This is a genomic window from Phenylobacterium sp. GW823-FHT02A09 (assembly GCF_058797775.1).
Genome location: NZ_JBXAJZ010000001.1, coordinates 972,215 through 993,508 on the forward strand (window position 1 = coordinate 972,215; position 21,294 = coordinate 993,508).

Genomic DNA, 21,294 nt, shown 5'->3' on the forward strand with positions numbered 1-21,294 from the left:
CTCGCGATCAATGACGGCCCGGCCGCGACGGCGGCTGAGCGATTTCAAGCAGGGTCTTCAGCACCAGGGTGACGACCGCCAGGAAGCAGAGCAACGCCGCGACGGCGAAGGCGCCGACGAAATCGTACTCGTTGTAGAGGATCTCCACATGCAGGGGCATGGTGTTGGTCAGGCCGCGGATGTGCCCCGACACCACCGAAACCGCCCCGAACTCGCCCATCGCCCGGGCGTTACAGAGCAGGACGCCGTAGAGCAGGCCCCAGCGGATGTTCGGCGCCGTCACGCTCCAGAAGGTCCGCAGGCCCGAGGCGCCCATCGAGACCGCGGCCTCCTCCTCGTCCACGCCCTGTTCCTGCATCAGCGGGATCAGCTCGCGGGCGACGAAGGGGAACGTCACGAAGATCGTCGCCAGCACGATGCCGGGCACTGCGAAAATAATCTTGATGTCGTGATCGATCAGCCAGGGCCCGAACCAGCCCTGGGCGCCGAACACCAGCACGTAGATGAGGCCGGCGACCACGGGGGACACCGAGAACGGCAAGTCGATCAGGGTGATCAGGAACGGCTTGCCGGGGAACTCGAACTTGGCGATCGCCCACGAGGCGCAGACCCCGAACACGATGTTGAACGGCACGGTGATCGCCGCGGTGATCAAGGTCAGCTTGATCGACGCGCGGGCGTCCTCGGTCCCGATCGCCTCCAGGGCGGCGGGCAGTCCCTTGCGCAGGGCCTCGAAGAACACCGAGACCATCGGCAGCACGAGCACCGAGGCGAGGAAGGCGGCGACGATCGCCAGGACCAGCGCCTTCGCCCAGGGCGGATCTTCGGTCGGGTGGCGTAGCCGGCTCATGCGGCGAGCCTCCGCGCCCAGGCCTGGATGGCGTTGATGACGAACAGCATGAGGAACGAGACCGACAACATGACCACCGCGATCGTCGCCGCGCCGGCGTAGTCGTACTGTTCGAGCTCGATGATGATCAGCAACGGCGCGATCTCGGATTTGTAGGGCATGTTGCCGGCGATGAAGATCACCGAGCCGTACTCACCGACCGCGCGCGCGAAGGCCAGGGCGAAGCCCGTCAGCCAGGCCGGGCCCAGGGCCGGGAGGATCACCCGCGCGATCGTATCGAAGCGTGTGGCGCCGAGACTGGCGGCGGCTTCCTCGACGTCCGCGGCGAGGTCGCGCATCACCGGTTCCAGCGTCCGCACGACGAACGGCAGGCCGATGAAGGTCAGGGCGACGATCACCCCCAGCGGCGTGTAGGCGACCTTGATCCCGGCCGGGACCAGCAGCGCCCCGATCCAGCCGTTCGGCGCATAGAGCGTGGCGAGCGCAATGCCGGCGACCGCAGTCGGCAGGGCGAACGGCAGATCGATGATCCCGTTCACCAGGCTCTTGAAGGGAAACTGATAACGGACCAGCGCCCAGGCCGTCAGCAGCCCGAACACGCCGTTGATCAGCGCAGCGATCAGCGCGGCCCCGAACGACAGCCGATAGGCCGTCAGGGCCCGTTCGTTGAAGGCCGCCTGCAGGAACTCCGAGGCCGATTGCTCTGAGGCCTTCAGCGCCACGGCCGACAACGGGATCAGCACGATCAGCGACAGGATCGCGAGCGTCAGCCCCATCGTGAGGGAGAAACCGGGAATCGCCGAGCGCCGCCGGATCAGCGGCCCTCGTGACGCGACGCGTTCGGTCGGCGTGGTCGCCGTCATCGTTACAGCCCCGGTTCAGACGCATTAACGCCGAGACGCCAAGTTCGCTGCGTCCGGTCAGGGCGTCTGGCTAATTCCCAGCGCCCCCATCGACAATATAGTTTTTCTTACACCGCCGAGCGAAAGCCTGAGCAGGCTTGAGCACGCACGGCCTGAGCGCGTGCAGGCGACCGGTAAGGATGCGGAGAGATTGGTAGGCCGGGTGAGGTTCGAACTCACGACCATTCGATTAAAAGTCGAATGCTCTACCACTGAGCTACCGGCCCACGTCGCCGCGGCCCAGGGGGCGGCTGCGAAGAGGCGCGGACCATATGCGGGCGGCCTGCCCGGAGCAAGAGCGCTGCTGCAGCTTTCCAACAGGTTCTCCCTGCCCTTAGCATCGCCGCCATGCGCAACTTTGTTCCCGCCCTGATTCCGCTTCTGCTTGTCGGCGGCTGCGTCACCGCGCCGGCGGACGGCTCGGCCAAGATCCAGACGACGTCCGAGGCGAAACGCGAAAGCATGCAGGGGGCCGTTTCGGCGCCGCTGCGCGACGTCAACCTGCTGCAGACGAAGATCCCGACCGTGCTGCTTGAGGCGATGGCCGACCCCTATCAGCGGCCTCACGCGGCGACGTGCGAAGCCATCGCCGCAGCCGTCCTGCCGCTGAACGGCGCGCTGGGCGCGGATCTGGACGAACCCGCCGTGGACGAAGACGACCTGATGGATCGCGGCAAAGGCGCGGCGCTGGGCGCCATGGCCGGCCTGGCCTCCGACGTGATTCCCTTCCGAGGATGGGTGCGCAAGCTCTCCGGCGCCGAGCGCCACGACAGCATGGTCACGGCCGCCATCACCGCCGGCGGCGTGCGCCGCGCCTATCTGAAGGGTCTGGGCGAGGCCCGGGGCTGCCCGCCGCCGGCGACGCCGTCGCACACGCTCACGGGCACGCCGGTGAAGTCCCAGGAATTGAAGCCCCGCTACCCGGTGCGCTGACGGGCCTTGAAGTCGCGGCGGAACTGCTCGAACCGCCCTTCGGCGATAGCCGCCCGCATGGCCGCGGTCAGGGCCTGGAAGTGGGCGATGTTGTGCCAGGAGAGCAGCACCTGGCCGAGGATCTCCTCGGCCTTCACCAAGTGGTGCAGATAGGCCTTCGAATAGTGCGACGAGGCCGGGCAGTCGCTGGCTTCGTCGAGCGGCGTGTCGTCCTCGGCGAAGCGGGCGTTCTTCAGGTTGATCGCGCCCTCCCAGGTCCAGGCCTGGCCATGGCGGCCCGAACGGGTGGGCAGCACGCAGTCGAACATATCGACGCCTCGGGCTACTGCTTCCACGAGATCTATCGGCTTGCCGACGCCCATCAGGTAGCGGGGCCGGTCGGCAGGCAGCATGGCCGGCGCGTAGTCGAGCACCTCGCACATCGCCTCGTGCCCCTCGCCCACCGCGAGCCCGCCTAGCGCATAGCCGTCGAAGCCGATCTCGATCAGGCGCTCGGCCGATTCCTTACGCAGGTGCTCGAAGGTCGATCCCTGCTGGATGCCGAACAACGCCTGAGCGTCACGCGCGCCGAACGCGTCCTTCGAACGCTTGCCCCAACGGGCCGAGAGCTGCATCGCCTGGCGCGCACGCCCCTCCTCCGCCGGCCACGCCACGCATTCGTCGAGTTGCATGACGATGTCGGAGCCCAGCAGATCGGCCTGGATCTCGATCGATCTTTCCGGCGTGAGCACGTGCTTGGAGCCGTCGATATGGCTCTGGAACGCCACCGACTCCTCGGTGACCTTGGCGATCTTCGACAGCGACATGACCTGGAAGCCGCCTGAATCCGTCAGGATCGGCCGGTCCCAGCGCATGAATTTGTGCAAGCCCCCCAGGCGCGCGACCCGCTCGGCCGTGGGCCGCAGCATCAGGTGATAGGTGTTGCCCAGGATGATGTCGGCGCCGGTCGAGCGCACCTGATCGACCGTCAGCGCCTTCACCGTCGCGGCGGTGCCGACGGGCATGAAGGCCGGGGTGCGGATATCGCCGCGCGAGGTCTTCAGCACGCCGGTGCGCGCTGCGCCGTCGGTCGCGGCGATCTCAAAGGGGAATGCGGCCACTAGTTGGCTCTCCAGAGCAGGCTGGCGTCGCCGTAGGAATAGAACCTGTAGCCATCGGCGATGGCGTGGGCGTAGGCCGCCCGCATCGTCTCCTGGCCGGCGAACGCGCTGACCAGCATGAACAGGGTCGATTTCGGCAAATGGAAGTTGGTCATCAGCCCGTCGGCGGCGCGGAAGCGATAGCCGGGGGTGATGAAGATCGCCGTCTCGTCGGCGAAGGGCCGCACCACGCCGTCCTCGCCGGTGGCGCTCTCGATCAGACGCAGAGAGGTGGTCCCGACGCAGACGATGCGGCCCCCTGCCGCCTTGGCCGCGTTGAGCGCCGCGGCCGTGGCTTCGCCGACCTCGCCGTACTCGGCGTGCATGCGGTGTTCCGACAGGTTTTCGGTCTTCACCGGCAGAAACGTGCCGGCCCCCACGTGCAGCGTCACGAACTGCAGCGTGACGCCCATCGCCTTGAGCTCGTCGAGCAGCCGCGGGGTGAAGTGCAAGCCTGCGGTCGGCGCGGCGACGGAGCCTTCCTCGTCGGCATAGACGGTCTGGTAGTCAGCCTTGTCCTGGGCGTCTTCGTCGCGCTTGGCGGCGATGTAGGGCGGCAGCGGCATGGCGCCGCGCTCGGCGATCGCGGCGTCGAGGTCGGGCCCGGCCAAGTCGAAGCCTAGGGTCACCTCGCCCCCCTCGCCCTTTTCGATCACCGTGGCGTCGAGGACGCCCAACAGGCAGGCGCGGTCGTCGGTCGCGCCGAACCGCACCCGATCGCCTGGCGCAAGCTTCTTTCCGGGCTTCATGAACGCCGACCATCGCGAGGGCGACAACCGCTTGTGCAAGGTGGCTTCGACCGCCACGTTCGAGCCCTCGCGGACGCGCCGCCCCTTGAGCCGCGCTGGGATCACCCGGGTGTCGTTGAGCACCAGCACGTCGCCCGCGCGCAGTTGCGCGGACAGATCAGCGACCGTCAGGTCCTGTAGCGGCGCGCCTTGCGACACCAGCAGCATGCGTGCGGAGTCGCGAGGGGTCACCGGCCGCAGGGCGATGCGGTCGTCGGGAAGTTCGAAGTCGAAGTCGGAGAGCTGCATGGACGCGCTTGAAGCGCACGGGCCAGCGCACCCGTCAAGCGTGGCCGCGTGTAAGCTCGCGCCATGAGCCTCGTGCGATTCGTCCTCCGCGGCGTCGTCCTACCGCTTGGCGCGCTGTCCGCGGCAGCGGCCATCGCCGCGCAAGGCGGTCGTTTCAGCGACCGGCTCGACGTCCTCACACACTTTGCGCCGCTCTATCTGGCCGGCGGCGCGCTGACGCTGACGGCGGCGATCTTCGCGCATCGGCGGCTGGCGCCGGCGCTGCTCGGGGCCGCCGCGGTGATCGGCGGCCTAGCGCTGATGCTGCCGGAGTTCATGCGCCCGCAGAGCCCCATCCTGCCGCCGGGCTCTGCGGGCCAGATCAAGCTCATCCAGTTCAACGCCGCCCGCGACAGCCAGGGTCTGGACCAGCGCCTGGCGTGGCTGGCGGCCGAGGATCCAGACGTGCTGGTCGTCGAGGATTCGCGCGCTGTGTTCCAGACGGCGGTCACCCAACGGCTTGGGCGGCAGATGGCCTGCGGCAAGACCTGCGAGGTGGCGATTTTCACGCGCACGCCCGCCAAGCAGATCGAGGCGCCGCGGCGCGGCCGCAAGGGGCTGGGCCCCGCCGTGACCATCGCTCACCTGGACGACGCTAACGGCGATTTCACCGTCGTCGGCGTCCACTATGTGTGGCCGACCGACCTTCGGACCCATGCCGAGAACGGCGCCCGTCTCCAGGAACTCGTGAAAGACCGCCCGCCCGAACGGCTCATACTGGCCGGCGACTTCAATTCCACGCCGTGGTCGTTCTCCCGCCGCCGCGAAGACGCCGCCCTCGGCATGGAGCGTCGCACGCGTGCGCTGGCGACCTATCCGGCGAACGGCCCGTTCGGCCTTGCGCTGCTGCCGATCGATCATGTCTATGCCGGACCGGGCTGGCGCACGGTCTCGGTCACCCGAGGTCCGCGCCTGGGCTCGGATCACTATCCTGTCGTGGCCGTATTGGCTCCAAAGCAGAACTAGCCGATGCGTTCGCTTCGATTGCTGATCACCAGCCTGATGGCCCTGACCGCATTCGGCTGCGCGGCCTGGGCGCTGGCCGCGCACGGCGGCCGCTGGAGCGTGCGGCTCGACGTCCTCACGCATTTCGCGCCAATGCTGCTCGCGCTGTCCTTGGTCCCGGCCGTCTACGGCCTGCTGTTCGAGCGGCGCGGCGCGCGGCTGCTCCTCGCCGCCGTCTCGACCATCGCAATCGCCGCCTTTGCCGCGTTGATCGTCCCGGAATATCTGCGGCCCGTCAGCCCGCCGGCGGACAGCAACGCGCCCGGACAGATCAAACTGATCCAGTTCAACGCCTGGGAGCGCAACAGCCGCAAAGCCGAGACCGTTCAGTGGCTGCGCGCGCAGGACCCAGACATCCTGGTGGTCGAAGAGGCCAGCGTGATCGCTCCGGTCCTCAAGCGCGCCTTCGACGGCTATCACGTCAGCTGCGGCGACTGCAGCGTGATGATCCTGTCAAAGGCCAAGCCCGTCGCCAACGACGTCCCGGTTCCGCCGGGGGCCGACAACATCCGCCCGCCGATCGCCGGCGCCACCTTTCGCGACGAGTACGGCGAGTTCAGCGTCTTCGGCACGCACTACACCTGGCCGATCTATGGCGGTTGGCAGCAGGCCCAGGGCCGGGTCATCGCCGGACTGCTCGGCCGCTTCCCCAAGGACCGCCTGATCCTGTCGGGCGACTTCAACTCCACGCCCTGGTCGTTTAGCCGTCGGCGCGAGGACGCGGCTTTCGGACTGGAGCGGCGGACCCGCGGGCTGTTCACCTGGCCCGCCGACCGCGGCCCAGCGGGTATGGGCCTGCCATTCGCGCTGCTGCCGATCGACCATGTCTATGCCGGGCCGGGATGGCGCACCGTCCGGGTCGAACGCGGGCCGTTGCTGGGCTCGGACCACTATCCGGTGATCGTCATCCTGGCGCCGTCACCTTAGGGCTAGTCGGGCCTTGCGCAGCGCCTCGCGAAGTTCCGCCCGGCGGTTCAGGAACTTGCTCTCGCTGTCGTCGCGCCGCAGTTCCAGCGCACGCTTCTCGGCCGCGATCTGCGCCAGCTCCGCGGCGTGGCGTTCGGCGGCGCCCTCGAGCTCGGCCTCGAGGTCGGCGACCTTGCGCAGTTGCGCCGGCGTCGGCCCTCGGGGCTTCTTCGGCGGCGCGGGCTTGGGCGGCGGCGCAGGCTGTTTCGCAGCCGCTTGGCGCTTGGGGATGAGCGGCGTGACCTTCGAAGGCCGGCGCAGCACCTGGCCGGGCTGAGCGCTGGCGGCGGTCACGAGGTCGGGATCATCCGTCTCGCGCGCGCCGCCCGTCTGGAACAGGTCCTGATGCGCACCCCAGGCCGCGAGCGCCTTGGCCCGCGAGGTCGCCGCCACGACGTAGTCGGTAAAGCCGTCCGAGGTGACGAAGACCTTCAGTCGCGCCACCGGAGCCTCCTAGCTGAGCGACGCGAGTTCCCGCGTCAGGTTGTCCCGCGCCTGGGCGTCCAGCCATTCGGCGAACGCCGGATCGGGAAAGATAACCTGCGCATCGAGAAAGCGTTGCAGCACGCCGGCGCGGCCCTTGCGCCAGCGGTCGTCCGGGACGTGGGCGTACTCTTCACGGACCGCACGCGCATAGGCGTCGTAGCGGTCGGCCGGCGCGCCGAGGATCGCCAGGTCGATGGAGACCAGCAGTTCGCCGAGCCGATCTTCGTCTTCGACCTCATGGCCTGCGGTCAGCAGGATCAGCCGGGCGACTTCCTCACGGGCGTGGATCGAAACGTCGAAGTCGCGCAGATCGGCCTTGGCCATCTGCGCGCTCTTGGCCTCGTTGTCCGCGGCCGCCGGGTCGTAGACGGCGTCGTGCCACCAGATCGCATAGGTCAGAATCTGGCGCTCGGTGTCAGTGAGGTCGGGGACCTGATCGAGCAGCGCCAAGCACTGCTCGATGTGGGCCCGCGTGTGGTAGCGGCGATGCGGCTGCGCATACGCCGCTTCCAGGGTCGGCGTCACGCGGCGTCGGCGGCGACGCGGGCGGACAGGATCTTGCCCGGAGCGCGCGGCGGCTCGCCCTTGGGCAGGGCGTCGACGGCGTCCATGCCTTCGACCACTTCGCCCCAGACCGTGTACTGGCCATCGAGGAAGGTGGCGTCATCCAGGCAGATGAAGAACTGGCTGTTGGCCGAGTGCGGCGCCGAGGTGCGGGCCATCGAACAGACGCCGCGCACGTGCGGCTCGCGCGAGAATTCGGCTTGCAGGTTCGGCTTGTCCGAGCCCGAGGTGCCGGTGCCGGTCGGGTCGCCGCCCTGGGCCATGAAGCCGTCGATGACGCGGTGGAACACGACGCCGTCGTAGAAGCCCTCGCGCGACAGCTCCTTGATGCGCTCGACGTGGCCGGGCGCAAGGTCGGGGCGGAGCTTGATCGTCACCGGGCCCGTGTCGAGGGTCAGGATAAGGGTGTTTTCCGGGTCCATCACTTCACCTCCGATGGGACTTTGATCTCGCAAACCGAGAAATTCTCACCCATTCGGGCGCGGACGCTTTCGATCTCGGCCTTGAACCAGGCGCTGTTGGGATCGATCACGCGCACCTTGGGGCGTTCAGACGCGGGGATATCGGCCAGGATGCGGACCTTGTCCATCTTGTCCTGCGGCGGAGCCACCGGCTCGCCGACCTTGATCGCGCGCACGACGTCGAGGCCCGACACGACCCGCCCCCATCCGGTGTAGCGGCGCTCCAGCGACGGATAGGTCTGACGCATCAGGAAGAACTGGCTGTTGGCGCTGTCCTCGCCCTGCCCGCGGGCCATGGCGGCGACGCCCGGACAGTAGAGCGGCCAGGCGGACACCTTGCCGTCGGCGGTCATCGCCATCAGCATCGGGCTCTGGCTCTTCACCGGCAGGGACTTGATGAAGCCGACCTGGGCGACGTTCTGGTCGGCCGCCTGGACGAAGCCGGCGTCAGGGCCCAGACGGAACAGGAACTCCTGCGTCAGGTCCGGCTTGTCGCTTCCGCCGGTGCCGCGGTCCTCGGGATCGCCGGTCTGAGCCATGAACTCGTCGATGACCCGGAAGAAGCTGCGGCCGTCATAGAAGCCCGCGCGGGTCAGTTCCTTGACCCGCTGCACATGGGCGGGAGCCGCCTCCGGCAGCATCTCGACGATGATCCGGCCCTTGTTGGTGTCGATGACCAGCAGGTCGTCCGGATTAGGCGCGCGCCAATCCGCAGCCGACGGCGCGGGCGCAACTGTGGGAGACTTTGCGGCAGGCGCCTGGGCGGCGGCCGGAGCCGCCATCGCCAGGACGGCGGCGGTGAGCAACAGGGTTCGGATCATGCGCCCCTCGTAGCGGGCAACGCGCGATACCGCCAGCCCGTCCGCCGACGTCAGCGGCGGCCGACCTTGGCCATCAGCGCGTCCTTGATGGTCGGACTGACGAACTTGCTGATGTCGCCGCCGAGAATGGCGATTTCTTTGACCAGCTTCGAGGAAATGGCCTGGTGACGCGGGTCGGCCATCAGGAACACCGTCTCGACCTCGCGATCGAGTTGCTGGTTCATCGCCGTCATCTGGAATTCGTATTCGAAGTCGGCGACAGCGCGCAGACCGCGGACGATCACCTGGGCGCCGATTTCGCGGGCGTAGTGCATCAGCAGGCCTTCGAACGGCTGGACGACGATCTCCGCCCGGTCATTGAGGTGCTGAGTGGCCTCGCGCAGGATCGCGACGCGTTCCTCAAGCTCGAACAAGGGGCCTTTGCCGGCGTTGATCGCCACGCCGATGACCAGCTTGTCGACCAGTTTCACGGCCCGGCCGATGATGTCGGTATGGCCGTTGTGGATCGGGTCGAAGGTCCCCGGATAGAGCCCCACACGCGTCATTCGACGTCTCCCCCCTGTTGCGGTGCAGCAGGATTTCACCGGCACGGGCCGCGAAAGCAAGCCCAAATCTCACCCGCAACCGTCAGCTGAACCGACGGTTGCGGGTAACGAGGATACGCGGCGGCGCTATTCCGCCACGTCACCTTCGATGTCTGAATCCTCAGCTTCCGCATCACCGCCGCCCTGGTCGGCCAGCCGCTCGACGGACACCACGTGCTCGTCCTTGCTGGTGCGGAAGATGGTGACACCCGACGTGTTGCGGCCGACCATGCGGACCTGCTTCACCGGCGTGCGGATCAACTGGCCCTGATCGGTGACAAGCAGGATCTCGTCATCCTCCTCGACCGGGAACGACGCCGCCAGGCGGCCGCCCTTCTTGGTCAGGTCCTGGGCCAGCAGCCCCTGCCCGCCCCGACCCGTGCGGCGGAACTCATAGGCCGAGCTGCGCTTGCCGAAGCCTTCGGTCGAGACCGTGAGAATCACTTCCTCGGCCGCGCCAAGTTCGACGAACCGATCCTGGCTCAGGTCGACGTCGCCGCCCTCCGCCTCTTCGTCGTCGGCCGGAGCAGCGTCCTCGACGTCCTCGCCGGTCGCTCGACGAAGCGCGTTGGCCTGCTTCACGTAAGCGGCGCGCTCCGCCGGGCTCGCCTCGACGGAACGCAGGATCGCCATCGAGATGACGCTGTCGCTGTCGGCCAGGCGAATGCCGCGCACGCCGGTCGAATCCCGGCCGGCGAACACCCGCACCTCCTCGGTCGCGAAGCGGATGCAGCGGCCGAGCGCCGTGGTCAGCAGGATGTCGTTCTGCTGCGCGTTGCAGAGACCAACGCCGATGATCGCATCGCCGTCGTCGAGCTTCATCGCGATCTTGCCGTTGCGCTTGATGCCCTGGAAGTCGCTGAGCTTGTTGCGGCGGACGTTGCCCGAGCGGGTGGCGAACATCACGTCGTACTGATCCCAGGCGGCCTCGTCCTCGGGCAGCGGCAGGATCGAAGTAATGCTTTCGCCCGTCTCGATCGGCAGCAGGTTCACGAAGGCCTTGCCGCGCGCGTTCGGATTGCCGACCGGCAGACGCCAGACCTTGAGCTGGTAGACCTTGCCGCCCGACGAGAAGAACAGCATCGGCGTGTGGGTGTTGGCCGAGAACACGCGGGTGACCGCATCCTCGTCCTTGGTCGCCATGCCGGCGCGGCCCTTCCCGCCCCGATGCTGGGTGCGATAGGTCGCCAGCGGCGTACGCTTCACATAGCCGCCGTGGGTCACGGTGATGACCATGTCCTCGCGGGCGATCAGGTCCTCGTCCTCGACGTCGGCGTCACCGTCGACGATCTCGGTGCGGCGCGGCACGGCGAAGGCGTCGCGGACCGCGACCAGTTCCTCGCGGACGATCGCCATGACGTTGGCGCGATCCGACAGGATGGTCAGGTGGCCCTGGATGGTGTCGGCCAGCTCGCGGGCCTCGCCGAAGATCTCGTCGCGGCCGAGGCCGGTCAGGCGCGACAGGGTCAGCGCCAGGATGGCGCGCGCCTGTTCCTCGGTGAGGTGGATCTTGTCGCCTTCGATCACCACGGTGCGCGGGTCGGCGATCAGCTCGACCAAGGGCATCATGTCGCCGGTCGGCCAGTCGCGGGCCACCAGGCGCTCGCGCGCCTCGGCCGGGTCCTTGGACGAGCGGATGATGTGGATGAACTCGTCGATGTTGGCGACCGCGATGGCCAGACCGACCAAGACGTGGCCGCGGTCGCGCGCCTTGCCCAGCTCGAACTTGACGCGCCGGACGACCACTTCCTCGCGGAAGTCGACGAAGGCCACGACCAAGTCGCGCAAGTTCATCTCGCGCGGACGGCCGCGATCCAGGGCCAGCATGTTGACCGCGAACGACGACTGCAGCGGCGTGTAGCGGTAGAGCTGGTTCAGGACGACGTCGGGCGAGGCCTCGCGCTTCATCTCGATGACGACGCGCATGCCGTCGCGGTCGCTCTCGTCGCGCAGGTCGGCGATGCCCTCGATCTTCTTCTCGCGCACCAGCTCGGCGATGCGCTCGACCATCGCGGCCTTGTTCACCTGATACGGGATCTCGGTGATGACGATGGCTTCGCGGTCCTTGCGGATCTCCTGGATGTCCGCCTTGCCGCGCATGATGACCGAGCCGCGGCCGGTCATCAGGGCGTTGCGGGCGCCCGAACGGCCGATGATCTCGCCGCCGGTCGGGAAGTCCGGCCCTGGCACGATGTCGAGCAGGGTCTCGAGGCTGACCTCGGGATCATCGACATAGGACAGGCAGGCTTGGACGACTTCGCCCAGGTTGTGCGGCGGGATGTTGGTCGCCATGCCGACGGCGATGCCGCCGGCGCCGTTGACCAGCAGGTTCGGAATCCGCGACGGCAGGACGACCGGCTCCTGCTCGGTGCCGTCGTAGTTCTCTTTGAAGTCGACAGTGTCCTTGTCGAGGTCGGCGACGACCGACATCGCCGCCTTGCTCATGCGGCTCTCGGTGTAGCGCATCGCCGCCGGCGGGTCGTTGTCGACCGAACCGAAGTTGCCCTGGCCGTCGATCAGCAGCAGGCCCATGGAGAACGGCTGCGCCATCCGGACCATGGTGAAGTAGATCGAGGCGTCGCCGTGCGGGTGATACTTACCCATCACGTCCCCGACCACGCGGGCCGATTTCACGTAGGAACGGTCGGGCGTGTGGCCCTGCTCGTTCATCGAGAACAGGATGCGGCGGTGGACAGGCTTGAGGCCGTCGCGCGCGTCCGGCAGGGCGCGGGACACGATGACGCTCATCGCGTAGTCGAGATAGGAGCGCTTCAGCTCGTCTTCGATCGCGATAGGGGCGATGCCCCCACGCCGATCACCGTCCGGCGGGGTATGGGTTTCGTCGGTCAAGGAGAGGATTTAGCCGTTTAGAATCGGACACAAAGCTAGGTTCTGTTGTTACCATCCCGGAGGCCGTAAGGCCAAATGTCCGTACAGTTTCGAACCCAGGTGCTAGATCTCATGAAATATGCCCTCGCAGCCCTCGCCGCCACCCTTTTCGCCGGGACGGCGATCGCCGCAGATGCGCCGGCCAACCAACGGATCGAACTGAAGAATTCGGCAGGCGCCGCGGTGGGCTCGGCCACCCTGACCAATGCTCCGAAGGGCGTGCTGATGCGCGTCGAGCTGAAGGGGGTCGCTCCGGGCTGGCACGGACTCCACTTCCATGAGAAGGGCGACTGCTCGAAGTCTGACTTCACGTCGGCCGGCGGCCACGTGCACGGCGGCCCGACCATGGTGCACGGTCTGCTGAACCCCGACGCCAACGAAGCCGGCGATCTGCCGAACGTCTTCGTCGCCGCCGACGGCACGGCGAACGCCGAGATCTTCACCACCTTCGTGTCGCTGGGCGGCGTCGATGGCCGACAGGACCTGACGGACAAGGATGGCTCGGCCATCGTTGTCCACGCCAACGCCGACGACCACGCCACCCAGCCGATCGGCGGCGCCGGCGCACGCATCGCCTGCGGCGTCATCGCCGGCGGCTAAGCGCCCGCCGCACCCTGACTGCGCCGCCGCGGGCCGTACCGCGGCGGCGAACGTCCCCTTTTCCCCTGGAACCGCCTCATGCTGAGCCGTCGAGACCTCCTGCTCGCTGGGGCCGCCTCCCTGGCCGCCTCGCCCGTCGCCGCGCAGAGCGCCGACGGCCGCCGGCTCACGGCGTTGATGGACCAGGCGATGCAGGCCGCGCTCGCCGCCTCGCCGCAATTGATGACGCTGACCGGCCTCGACACCGGGTCGAACGCCGCCGCCAAGCACCGGCTCGACGATCGCTCCAACGCCGGCCCGGCGAAGATGAAGGCCTTGTTCGAGCAGATGACGGCCGACCTGCGGCCGTTCGATCCCGCGACGCTGCGAGGCGGCGACCTGCTCAACTACCAGACCGCCGCCTACCTCGCCGACGTCACGTTGCAGGGCTACGGCTTCCCCTATGGCGACCCCGGCGTCGGCGGCGCGATCCCCTACATCGTCTCACAGCTCAGCGGGAACTACCGCAGCATTCCGGGCTTCCTCGGGACGCAGCACACGATCGCCACCAAGGACGACGGGGAGGCCTATCTCGACCGGCTGGCCGCCTTCGGCCCTTCTCTCGATCAGGAAACCGAGCGCGTCCGCGCCGATTTCGCCCTGGGCGCGACACCGCCAGACTTCATCCTGCGCTCCACGTCCGGTCAGCTCGCGGCCATGCTGGCCCCAGCCGCCGCGGCGTCGGAACTCGTGACCAACCTCACCCGCCGCACGACCGAGAAACGCCTGGACGGAGACTGGCAAACACGCGCGGCCAAGATCGTCGAGACGTCCGTCTACCCGGCGCTGCGCCGACAGCAGGACCTGTTGCAGCAGGCGTTGCCCACGGCTTCGCACGACGCTGGCTGCTGGCGGCTGCCTCAGGGCGAGGCCTATTATCGCTTCGCCGTCCGGTCGTTCACGACGACCGACATGAGCGGCGACGAGATCCACCGCCTCGGACTTGAACGCGTCGCCGAGTTGACCGCGAGGGCGGACGAGATTCTCAAGGCACAGGGTCTAAGCCAGGGCTCGGTCGGCCAGCGAATCTCCGCTCTGCGCCGCCGCCCCGACCAGATCTATCCGAACACTGACACCGGCCGCGCCCAGCTGCTGTCCGACATGAACGGGATGGCCGAGGCGATGCGCAAGCGGCTGCCGGCATACTTCGGCGCCCTGCCCCGGGCGCCCGTCGAGATCGCCCGCGTCCCGACGACGATCGAGGCCGGAGCGCCTGGCGGTTCGTACCAGCCAGGCTCGGTCGACGGCTCGCGTCCCGGCATCTTCTACATCAACCTGCGCGATACCGCCGAGCAGCCGCGCCTGGACCTGCCGACCCTCGTCCACCACGAGGTGCTGCCAGGCCACCATTTGCAGATCGCGCTCGCCATGGAGGCCAAGGGCCTGCCGCTGATGCGGCGCATGCCGCTGTTCTCAGGCTACTCCGAAGGCTGGGCGCTCTATGCCGAGCAGCTCTCCGACGAAATGGGCGCCTTCCAGGACAATCCGCTGGGCCGGCTCGGCTACCTCGCCTCGCTGCTGTTCCGAGCGGCGCGTCTCGTGGTCGACTCCGGCCTGCACCACAAGCGCTGGAGCCGCGAACAGGCGATCGCCTACATGGTCGATACGCTCGGCGACAAGGAGACCAGCATAACCCGCGAGATCGAGCGCTACTGCGTCCAGCCCGGTCAGGCGTCGAGCTACATGCTCGGCCACCAGGTCTGGGTACAGGCGCGCTACGCGGCCAAGGCGCGCCTGGGCGACGCCTTCGACATCCGCGCCTTCCACGACGCGGGCCTGCTCTATGGCGCCATGCCGCTATCGGTGCTCAGCGCCCATCTCGACGGCTGGGCGCGCAGCGGCGGCCGCGTCGCCTGAAGGCCCCCTACTTCGCCGTGACGTTCATCACCGCCAGGCTCATCGCCATGACCCCGGTGCGGATCGACGCCTCAGCGGCCGGCGCGAAGAACGGCGAGTGGTTGACCGGCAGGGCGGCCCCGCTCTTCTGAGCGTCGGCGAGCGTCTTGGCGTCGTAGCCGCCGATGCCGAAATAGACCGACGGCGTACCGGCGATGATGAACTCCGAATAGTCCTCGCTGGCGGACCCCGCCTGCGGCTGGACCACGGCGTTGGCGCCAAAGGCCGCCTGGAAGACCTTGGCCGTCCGTTCGGTCAGCGCAGCGTCGTTGATCACCGCCTTGCCCCCCGGGACGATCTTCACAGTCGGAGCCGGCGCGCCGGCCATGTCGGCCACGGCCTTGGCGGTCCGCTCGACACCGGCAAGAATCTTGTCGCGCACTGCGCCGTCCTGGGTGCGGATGGTGCCACGCAGCTGCGCGCTGTCGGGAATGATGTTGCCGGCGCTGCCGGACTGGAACGAGCCGATGGTCACGACGCCGAACGCCGCCGGATCCTTCTCGCGGCTGATCACGCTCTGCACGTCGACCACGAACCGCGCGCCCATCATCACCGGATCGATCGTGGCCGCCGGCATCGAGCCGTGCCCGCCGCGTCCGGCGAACACCACGTCCAGGCTGTCGGAGGTCGAGCTGACCGCGCCGGGCTTGTAGTAGACCTGCCCGGCGAGCCCCGGGCCGACGTGTAGCGCAAAACCGTAGTCGGCCTTGCCGAAGCGCTTGATGAAGCCGTCGTCCAGCATCGCCTTGGCGCCGTTGACGGTCTCCTCCGACGGTTGGGCGACGAACATCACCGTGCCGCTCCAACGCGCCTTGGCGGCGATCAGAGCGCGCGCCGTACCGATCCAGGCGGCCATGTGCACGTCGTGGCCGCAGGAATGGGCGACGAAGGTCTCCTTGCCGTTCCACGTCGCCTGCGCGCGGCTGGCGTAGGGCAGCCCGCTCTTCTCCTCCATCGGCAGGGCGTCGAGTTCAGTGCGGACCAGAACCGTCGGACCGGGGCCGTTCTTGAGGATGGCGACGACGCCGGTGCCGCCGACGCCTTCAGTGACCTCCAGGTCGAGAGCGCGCATCTCGGCCGCCAGCTTTGCGGCGGTGCGCGTCTCCCGGAAGCCAAGCTCCGGGTGAGCGTGGAGATCCTTGTAGATCGCGTCGAGCTGGGCGTAGTCGCGATCCAGGGATTGCGTCACCTGCGCCTTGGCCGCCGGCACGTCGAGCGTAGCGGCCATGGCCGGCGCAGCCGCCAGGGCGAGAACCGCCGCCGAAGCGACGCAAGTCAGCATCTTCATGGAAAGCCCCCGAGAACCGTAGACGCGCGAATATTGGACGAGCGCAGGTCTAGCTTGGCCGCCCCGCAAAGGCCAATCACAGCCGGAATCAAAAAGGGCCGGCGCTACGGCCGGCCCTTGTTCTGACGGCCCAGCGCCTAGAACGGGATTTCGTCGTCGAGGTCGGCCGAGAAGTCTTCCCGCGGACCCGAGCTCTGGTTGCGCGAACCGCCGCCGAAGCCGCCGCCGCCACCGCCATAGCCGCCGCCACCGCCGCTGCCCCCGCCATAGTCGCCGCCGTAATCGCCGCCGCCGCCGCCCGCGTTGTCGTTGCGGCCGTCGAGCATGGTCAGTTCACCGCGGAACTTCTGCAGGACGATCTCCGTCGAGTACTTTTCCTGGCCCGATTGGTCGGTCCACTTGCGGGTCTGGATCGCGCCCTCGATGTAAACCTTCGAGCCCTTGCGCAGGTACTGCTCGGCGACCTTCACGAGGTTGTCGTTGAAGATCACCACGCGGTGCCACTCGGTCTTTTCCTTGCGCTCGCCCGAGCTCCGATCGCGCCACGTTTCCGAGGTCGCGATGCGCAGGTTGGCGACCCGATCGCCCGAGTTCAGGCTACGAATCTCAGGGTCGGCGCCGAGATTGCCGACCAGAATGACCTTGTTGACGCTGCCCGCCATGAGCTTGTCCCTTGCTTTCCGTGCTTGCGGGCTTTCGCCCAAGCGCGCGACGCTAGACGACCCGCTCGCATGGATCAACGCCGATGTTCGCTATCTGTTCACGACGTTAACGCTTAGTCCACAGCGATTTGGTCGCGGGCGTCGGCCTACTGCTCGGGCTGCTGCGGCATCGCGCCGGGGATCGCCAGGCGTCCGTCCCCGGTGCGCACCAGGGCCAGATAGGGGTGCTCTTCCAGCGAAGGGGCGGTGAAGATCCCGCGACGGTCGATGAAGATGAAGCTGCCCTTGTAGGCGCCGGTGATCTCACGGACCGAGCCGCCCATGCGCAGGAAGCGAACCCGCATGCTCTCGAGCTCGGCGGCGCAGTGTTCGAGCGTCGGAACGTCCGTCTTCAGCTTATGATACTTCAGTTCGCCGTCCGCCGTGCGGGTGACGTTCCAGCAGATCCCCTCTCCGCCGGGCGGCAAGGTGCGCTTGGAGCAAGCGGCCAGCGCGACGATGGAAAGGCCAGCGACGAGGGCGAAGCGGAGCAGCATGGGATCAGCCTATGGTCGCGATTACGGCGGCGGCAGGGCGAATCCCTAGCCGATGGAAGAGATCGAGCAGTTCTGCGCCTGTTCGGCCAGCGGACGGAAGCTACGATTGTCGCCCGACACTTCGACCTTGCCCGGCACCAGACGCAGCGTCTGCTGCATCCAGCGGCCATAGGTCGCTCCGCCCGGCCGCTCGCAGCGGCCGGCGAACAGCGTCTGAACGCAGGCGTTGAGGGTCAGCTCGTTGGGCAGCTTGCGCCAGCCGCCGTCGACGTAGCGCCAGCAGCTGCCAGCGGGCGCGCTGGATGCGGCCGGCGCCTGGGTCGGGGCGGTCGGCGCGGGATTGAGCGGGGTTACGGCCTCGGGCTGTGGCGGCAACGGCGTCAGCATCGTGCCGGCCTGATCGGCGGCGGCCAGATTGCCGGCCTCATCGACACCGACGTCGAGCGCGCCGGTCGCCACGCCGTTGCGCTTGGCGCATTCGGCGAGGGTCATTTCGCCGACATACTGCCCGGCCACGAAGCAACGCAGCGGCTTGGCAGGATCCAGACGACCGTCGTCCGGCGCGCCCGTCTCGACGACCAGCCCGCCCTGCGAGGCAGGCGGCGGCGCGGGCTTCTCGCCCTTGCCCTTGTTGACCATGACGCTCGCGATGATCACGCCGGCCAACAAGGCGAGCGCGCCGCCGACGAGGGCCAGAAGCGTGCGCCGATCTTTCAGGAATTCCATGCGCCCTCGCTAGACCGTGCGTGTGACGGTTTCAAGCGCGCGTCTGGTCAGCCGCCGGTCAGACGGTTCAGGCCTGCCTGATAGTTGGCCAGCTGGTTCTTCAGATAGGCGGGCACCTCGCCGGTCGCCTTCTTCGTCTCGCTGGCCGGCTTCATGCCTTGTTCCAGGTCGCGATAGGCTCCGCGCAGCACCGACATCGCCATGGTCAGCTTGTCGATGGCCGCCTTGATGTCTTCCTTGGTCGACAGCGACAGGTCGCGCGCCATCTTCAGGCCGTACATGGCCGAACCGCCGTCGCCCGGCGCCGCCTTGTCGTCCTTCATCACCGTGCTGCGGACGAAGCCCTCGTGCAGGCCCAGCGCCTCAAGCGCGTCGAGCCCGCCCTTCCCGCCCAGGATCTCCACGCTGGACCGGCTGTTCTGCGGGCGGATCTGCAGCTTGCGCACGTCGCCGTCGGAGACGACTTCGGCCTTCACCCCGAACGAGGTGGCCCGCTGGATCTTCTTGGCCAAGGTCTCGAGCGTATCGTTCGCCTCGATGGTGATCGTCACAGCCGGACCGCCGATGCGTCGGCGGATCTGGAACGTGTCGCCCGGCCGGGCCGACGTCGCAGACGTGACCAGTTGGGAATCCGAATACGCGACCTTGCCGCTGGGCAGTCCCAGCCGGTCTAGAGCGCTGGCGCCCGCCGGGTCGACGGCGATCGACGTCGGGGTCGTCATCTTCTCGGACCCCGTGAAGCGCTGCGACCAGGCGACAACGCCGGTGCCGATATCGAGCCCGACCGCGAAGCCGTCGACCTTGCCGACGGCGTTGTCCATGCCCGGCAGGTCGGTCTTGGTCGTGCCGGTGAGCCAGACCTTGCCGTCGGCGACGGTCATGGCCGTCGCGCGGTCGTCGCCGCTGCCGCCGTAGTAGGCGATGGCGTCAGCGCCCCCTGACAGGTCCATCGAAATCCGCGCCGCAAACGCGTCTACGCTGCCCGACGAAGGCCGCGTCGTGTTCGCGACGCCGAGGGTCGCTCCGGTCGAGCCGGCGATCACGATATTGCCGCCGTCCATGGTGACGCCTGCGATCGAACCGCCGCCGAGCGTGCCGAGACTGCGCGTCGCCGACAGCGTCGGGACCTTCGGATCGGTCATGTCGTAGCGGCGCAGCTTCACTTCGCCGCCCTCGATCGAGGCGACGACGACGTTGGTCCCGTCGACGACCAGGCCGGCAGGCTTGTCCTCTCCAGAAGTGCCGAACTGGGTCGTCGACTTCAGCCGGCCCTCGGCGTCGAAGGCGCGCAGATAGTTGTCCCAGTTGCCGCTCGACGTCTGCCCCGGCATCGCGCCCTTGGTGCGGCCGAGCACGTAGAGCGAACCATCAGCGCCGAAGGCGACGCTCGTCGCCTCGTCGTCATCGCGCGCGCCCATCCGCTGCGACCACATCTCGTCGCCGGCCGCGCTGAACACGGCCACGAAGCTGTCGGGCTTGGTCTCGTCGACGCCGTTGTCGGCCTTCACGACCTTAGGAACAGTTTCAAGCGTCCCGGTGCCGATCGGCACGCCGCTGGCGGCGAAGCCGCCGGTGACCGAGCCGGACACCGCGATCTGGCCGTCCGGACCGACCGCGAGCCCCAGGCCCGTCGCATCCGCCGATGCGCCGAGCGTGCGCGTGTAGACGAGCTTGCCGGCCGAATCGAATTTCATCAGCGCGACGTCGCCGGCGCCCTTGATCGTCTGACCGTCGACGGTGTCGTTGACGTCCGCCAGCAGATAGAGCGAGCCGTCCGGTCCAGTGACGGTCTTGTGGACCTTTTCCACGCCCTCCGGCAGCGCGACGTTGAAGACGCGGCCCTCGACCCAGTTCACATCGCCGGGGCGGCGCACCGCGTCCGAGGTCGTCCCCGTCTCGAACTTGATCAGTTCTTCGGTCAGTTTTGGATCGGGCGTGACCGTCACGACCTTGCCGTTCTCGACCTTCGTCGTCTTGGCGGGGTTCGGGTCGCCGGCCGTCTGGGTGATGTAGACCGCCGGCGAGGATGCCGGCGCCGAAAACGTCAGGATTTCAGTGGTGTCGCCCTGGATCTTCAAGGCGAACTTGTCGGGTTCGGTGCCCAGCTTGATCGTCCGGCCATTAACCTCTGTGGTCTTCTCGGCGCCGGCGATCTTCTCGACCGCAAAGCGCGTACTGAAGCCGGCGGAGCTGAGCTTGGTGTTGATGTACTTGACCACCTCGTTCATCGAGCGGGTCGTGGAACCCATCTCGGCGAGGTCGAAATCGATCGTCGTCTCGACCTTGTTCGGCAGCCGGATCTTGACGCTGAACTTCATGTCGCCCTGGAACGCGTCAACCGCTTCGGTCGCCGTCCCCTGGTGCAAGGGCGAGGTCATGTACTTCGGCACGGTCTTCGGCACGCCGACCGCCGTCTTGGCCTTGTCGGCGACGTCGCCGTAGGTCAGGCGCAGCTTCTCGAAATTCGCGTCGTCGATGTAGCCGGACACTTCGGACATGCCGCGCGTGAAGGCGGCCTGAATCCGCTTCAGCTCGGCGGCGCTGGTGTCCTTGCTGTCAGCCTTCTTCGCGAGCGCCTCGAGCGTCGACAGGCCCTGGTGGATCGCGAAGAGCTGGCGGTAATCCTCGCTGGCCCCCTTCACGTCGAGTTGGGTCTGATACTCGTCGATGAACTTGCGGCCCATCATAACGCTCTTGAGCATCTCGTCGGCCTTCGGGGCCGCAGACAAAGTGCTCCAGGGCGGGGTCGGCGCCTTCTTCACCGACGAGGCGACAGCGGTCGAGGTTCCACCCGCAGCGGCGCTCAGGCCGTTCTTGGCCTGGTAGTATCCCAGCAGCAGATTGGTATCGAGGCTGATCACCTAGGCCACC

At 67.8% G+C, this 21,294-nt stretch carries 20 protein-coding genes and 1 tRNA gene; 5 read left to right on the forward strand and 16 right to left on the reverse strand.

The window, feature by feature from the left end; genetic code table 11:
- Window positions 1-7: 7 nt before the first annotated feature.
- The 3 genes from cysW to AC1Q87_RS04860 form a co-directional block, all read right to left on the reverse strand.
- Window positions 8-850, reverse strand: a complete 843-nt coding sequence (gene cysW, locus AC1Q87_RS04850; protein WP_492607838.1) for a sulfate ABC transporter permease subunit CysW — start codon at window positions 848-850, stop codon at window positions 8-10.
- Entirely contained in the window at window positions 847-1,713 is an 867-nt protein-coding gene (gene cysT / locus AC1Q87_RS04855; RefSeq protein WP_492607839.1) for a sulfate ABC transporter permease subunit CysT, read from the reverse strand. Before cysT ends, cysW begins: the two co-directional genes overlap by 4 nt.
- Window positions 1,714-1,904: 191 nt before the next feature.
- A tRNA-Lys gene (locus tag AC1Q87_RS04860) sits at window positions 1,905-1,979 on the reverse strand.
- 121 nt (window positions 1,980-2,100) lie between these two features.
- Between AC1Q87_RS04860 and AC1Q87_RS04865 the strand changes: the two genes are divergently transcribed.
- Window positions 2,101-2,685: a hypothetical protein gene (locus AC1Q87_RS04865; RefSeq protein WP_492607840.1), complete on the forward strand. Its 585-nt coding sequence runs from the start codon at window positions 2,101-2,103 to the stop codon at window positions 2,683-2,685.
- On the opposite strand, the gene tgt is transcribed toward AC1Q87_RS04865, so the two are convergent.
- Both tgt and queA read right to left on the reverse strand, forming a co-directional pair.
- The gene (gene tgt / locus AC1Q87_RS04870; RefSeq protein ID WP_492607841.1) at window positions 2,670-3,785 is read right to left on the reverse strand and encodes a tRNA guanosine(34) transglycosylase Tgt; all 1,116 of its coding nucleotides are present in this window, start codon (window positions 3,783-3,785) and stop codon (window positions 2,670-2,672) included. The genes AC1Q87_RS04865 and tgt overlap by 16 nt on opposite strands.
- Window positions 3,785-4,861, reverse strand: coding sequence for a tRNA preQ1(34) S-adenosylmethionine ribosyltransferase-isomerase QueA (queA, locus tag AC1Q87_RS04875; RefSeq protein ID WP_492607842.1), 1,077 nt, complete (start codon window positions 4,859-4,861; stop codon window positions 3,785-3,787). The genes tgt and queA overlap by 1 nt, the downstream gene beginning before the upstream one ends.
- 63 nt (window positions 4,862-4,924) lie before the next feature.
- On the opposite strand from queA, the gene AC1Q87_RS04880 reads away from it, so the two are divergent.
- Together AC1Q87_RS04880 and AC1Q87_RS04885 are read left to right on the forward strand one after the other, a co-directional pair.
- Window positions 4,925-5,866, forward strand: coding sequence for an endonuclease/exonuclease/phosphatase family protein (locus AC1Q87_RS04880; protein WP_492607843.1), 942 nt, complete (start codon window positions 4,925-4,927; stop codon window positions 5,864-5,866).
- Window positions 5,867-5,869: 3 nt separating this feature from the next.
- Entirely contained in the window at window positions 5,870-6,832 is a 963-nt protein-coding gene (locus AC1Q87_RS04885; protein WP_492607844.1) for an endonuclease/exonuclease/phosphatase family protein, read from the forward strand.
- On the opposite strand, the gene AC1Q87_RS04890 is transcribed toward AC1Q87_RS04885, so the two are convergent.
- From AC1Q87_RS04890 to gyrA, 6 genes are all read right to left on the reverse strand, one after another.
- Complete coding sequence (locus AC1Q87_RS04890; protein ID WP_492607845.1) at window positions 6,824-7,315, reverse strand: hypothetical protein; 492 nt, start codon at window positions 7,313-7,315, stop codon at window positions 6,824-6,826. The genes AC1Q87_RS04885 and AC1Q87_RS04890 overlap by 9 nt on opposite strands.
- Before the next feature lie 9 nt (window positions 7,316-7,324).
- The gene (locus AC1Q87_RS04895; protein ID WP_492607846.1) at window positions 7,325-7,882 is read right to left on the reverse strand and encodes an HD domain-containing protein; all 558 of its coding nucleotides are present in this window, start codon (window positions 7,880-7,882) and stop codon (window positions 7,325-7,327) included.
- A complete protein-coding gene (locus AC1Q87_RS04900; protein WP_436061630.1) occupies window positions 7,879-8,343 on the reverse strand; it encodes a peptidylprolyl isomerase in 465 nt (154 codons plus the stop codon). The genes AC1Q87_RS04895 and AC1Q87_RS04900 overlap by 4 nt, the downstream gene beginning before the upstream one ends.
- Complete coding sequence (locus AC1Q87_RS04905; RefSeq protein WP_492607847.1) at window positions 8,343-9,203, reverse strand: peptidylprolyl isomerase; 861 nt, start codon at window positions 9,201-9,203, stop codon at window positions 8,343-8,345. Before AC1Q87_RS04905 ends, AC1Q87_RS04900 begins: the two co-directional genes overlap by 1 nt.
- A 50-nt stretch (window positions 9,204-9,253) precedes the next feature.
- Window positions 9,254-9,748 carry a pantetheine-phosphate adenylyltransferase gene (coaD, locus tag AC1Q87_RS04910; RefSeq protein WP_492607848.1) on the reverse strand — a complete coding sequence of 165 codons (495 nt, stop codon included), beginning with the start codon at window positions 9,746-9,748 and terminating at the stop codon, window positions 9,254-9,256.
- Between the two features lie 126 nt (window positions 9,749-9,874).
- Window positions 9,875-12,637 carry a DNA gyrase subunit A gene (gene gyrA, locus AC1Q87_RS04915; protein ID WP_492607849.1) on the reverse strand — a complete coding sequence of 921 codons (2,763 nt, stop codon included), beginning with the start codon at window positions 12,635-12,637 and terminating at the stop codon, window positions 9,875-9,877.
- Window positions 12,638-12,748: 111 nt separating this feature from the next.
- Between gyrA and AC1Q87_RS04920 the strand changes: the two genes are divergently transcribed.
- Both AC1Q87_RS04920 and AC1Q87_RS04925 read left to right on the forward strand, forming a co-directional pair.
- Complete coding sequence (locus AC1Q87_RS04920; RefSeq protein WP_492607850.1) at window positions 12,749-13,276, forward strand: superoxide dismutase family protein; 528 nt, start codon at window positions 12,749-12,751, stop codon at window positions 13,274-13,276.
- A 78-nt stretch (window positions 13,277-13,354) separates the two neighbouring features.
- The gene (locus AC1Q87_RS04925) at window positions 13,355-15,172 is read left to right on the forward strand and encodes a DUF885 domain-containing protein (protein ID WP_492607851.1); all 1,818 of its coding nucleotides are present in this window, start codon (window positions 13,355-13,357) and stop codon (window positions 15,170-15,172) included.
- A 7-nt stretch (window positions 15,173-15,179) separates the two neighbouring features.
- Here the strand turns inward: AC1Q87_RS04925 and AC1Q87_RS04930 are convergent, their stop codons facing one another.
- The 5 genes from AC1Q87_RS04930 to AC1Q87_RS04950 form a co-directional block, all read right to left on the reverse strand.
- Window positions 15,180-16,499, reverse strand: coding sequence for an amidohydrolase (locus tag AC1Q87_RS04930; protein WP_492607852.1), 1,320 nt, complete (start codon window positions 16,497-16,499; stop codon window positions 15,180-15,182).
- A gap of 137 nt (window positions 16,500-16,636) precedes the next feature.
- On the reverse strand, window positions 16,637-17,161 hold the full coding sequence (locus AC1Q87_RS04935) for a single-stranded DNA-binding protein (protein ID WP_492607853.1): 525 nt from the start codon (window positions 17,159-17,161) through the stop codon (window positions 16,637-16,639).
- A 146-nt stretch (window positions 17,162-17,307) separates the two neighbouring features.
- On the reverse strand, window positions 17,308-17,697 hold the full coding sequence (locus AC1Q87_RS04940) for a hypothetical protein (protein WP_492607854.1): 390 nt from the start codon (window positions 17,695-17,697) through the stop codon (window positions 17,308-17,310).
- Between the two features lie 45 nt (window positions 17,698-17,742).
- Window positions 17,743-18,423, reverse strand: coding sequence for a hypothetical protein (locus tag AC1Q87_RS04945; RefSeq protein ID WP_492607855.1), 681 nt, complete (start codon window positions 18,421-18,423; stop codon window positions 17,743-17,745).
- A gap of 47 nt (window positions 18,424-18,470) precedes the next feature.
- On the reverse strand, window positions 18,471-21,284 hold the full coding sequence (locus AC1Q87_RS04950) for an NHL repeat-containing protein (RefSeq protein WP_492607856.1): 2,814 nt from the start codon (window positions 21,282-21,284) through the stop codon (window positions 18,471-18,473).
- Window positions 21,285-21,294: the final 10 nt, after the last annotated feature.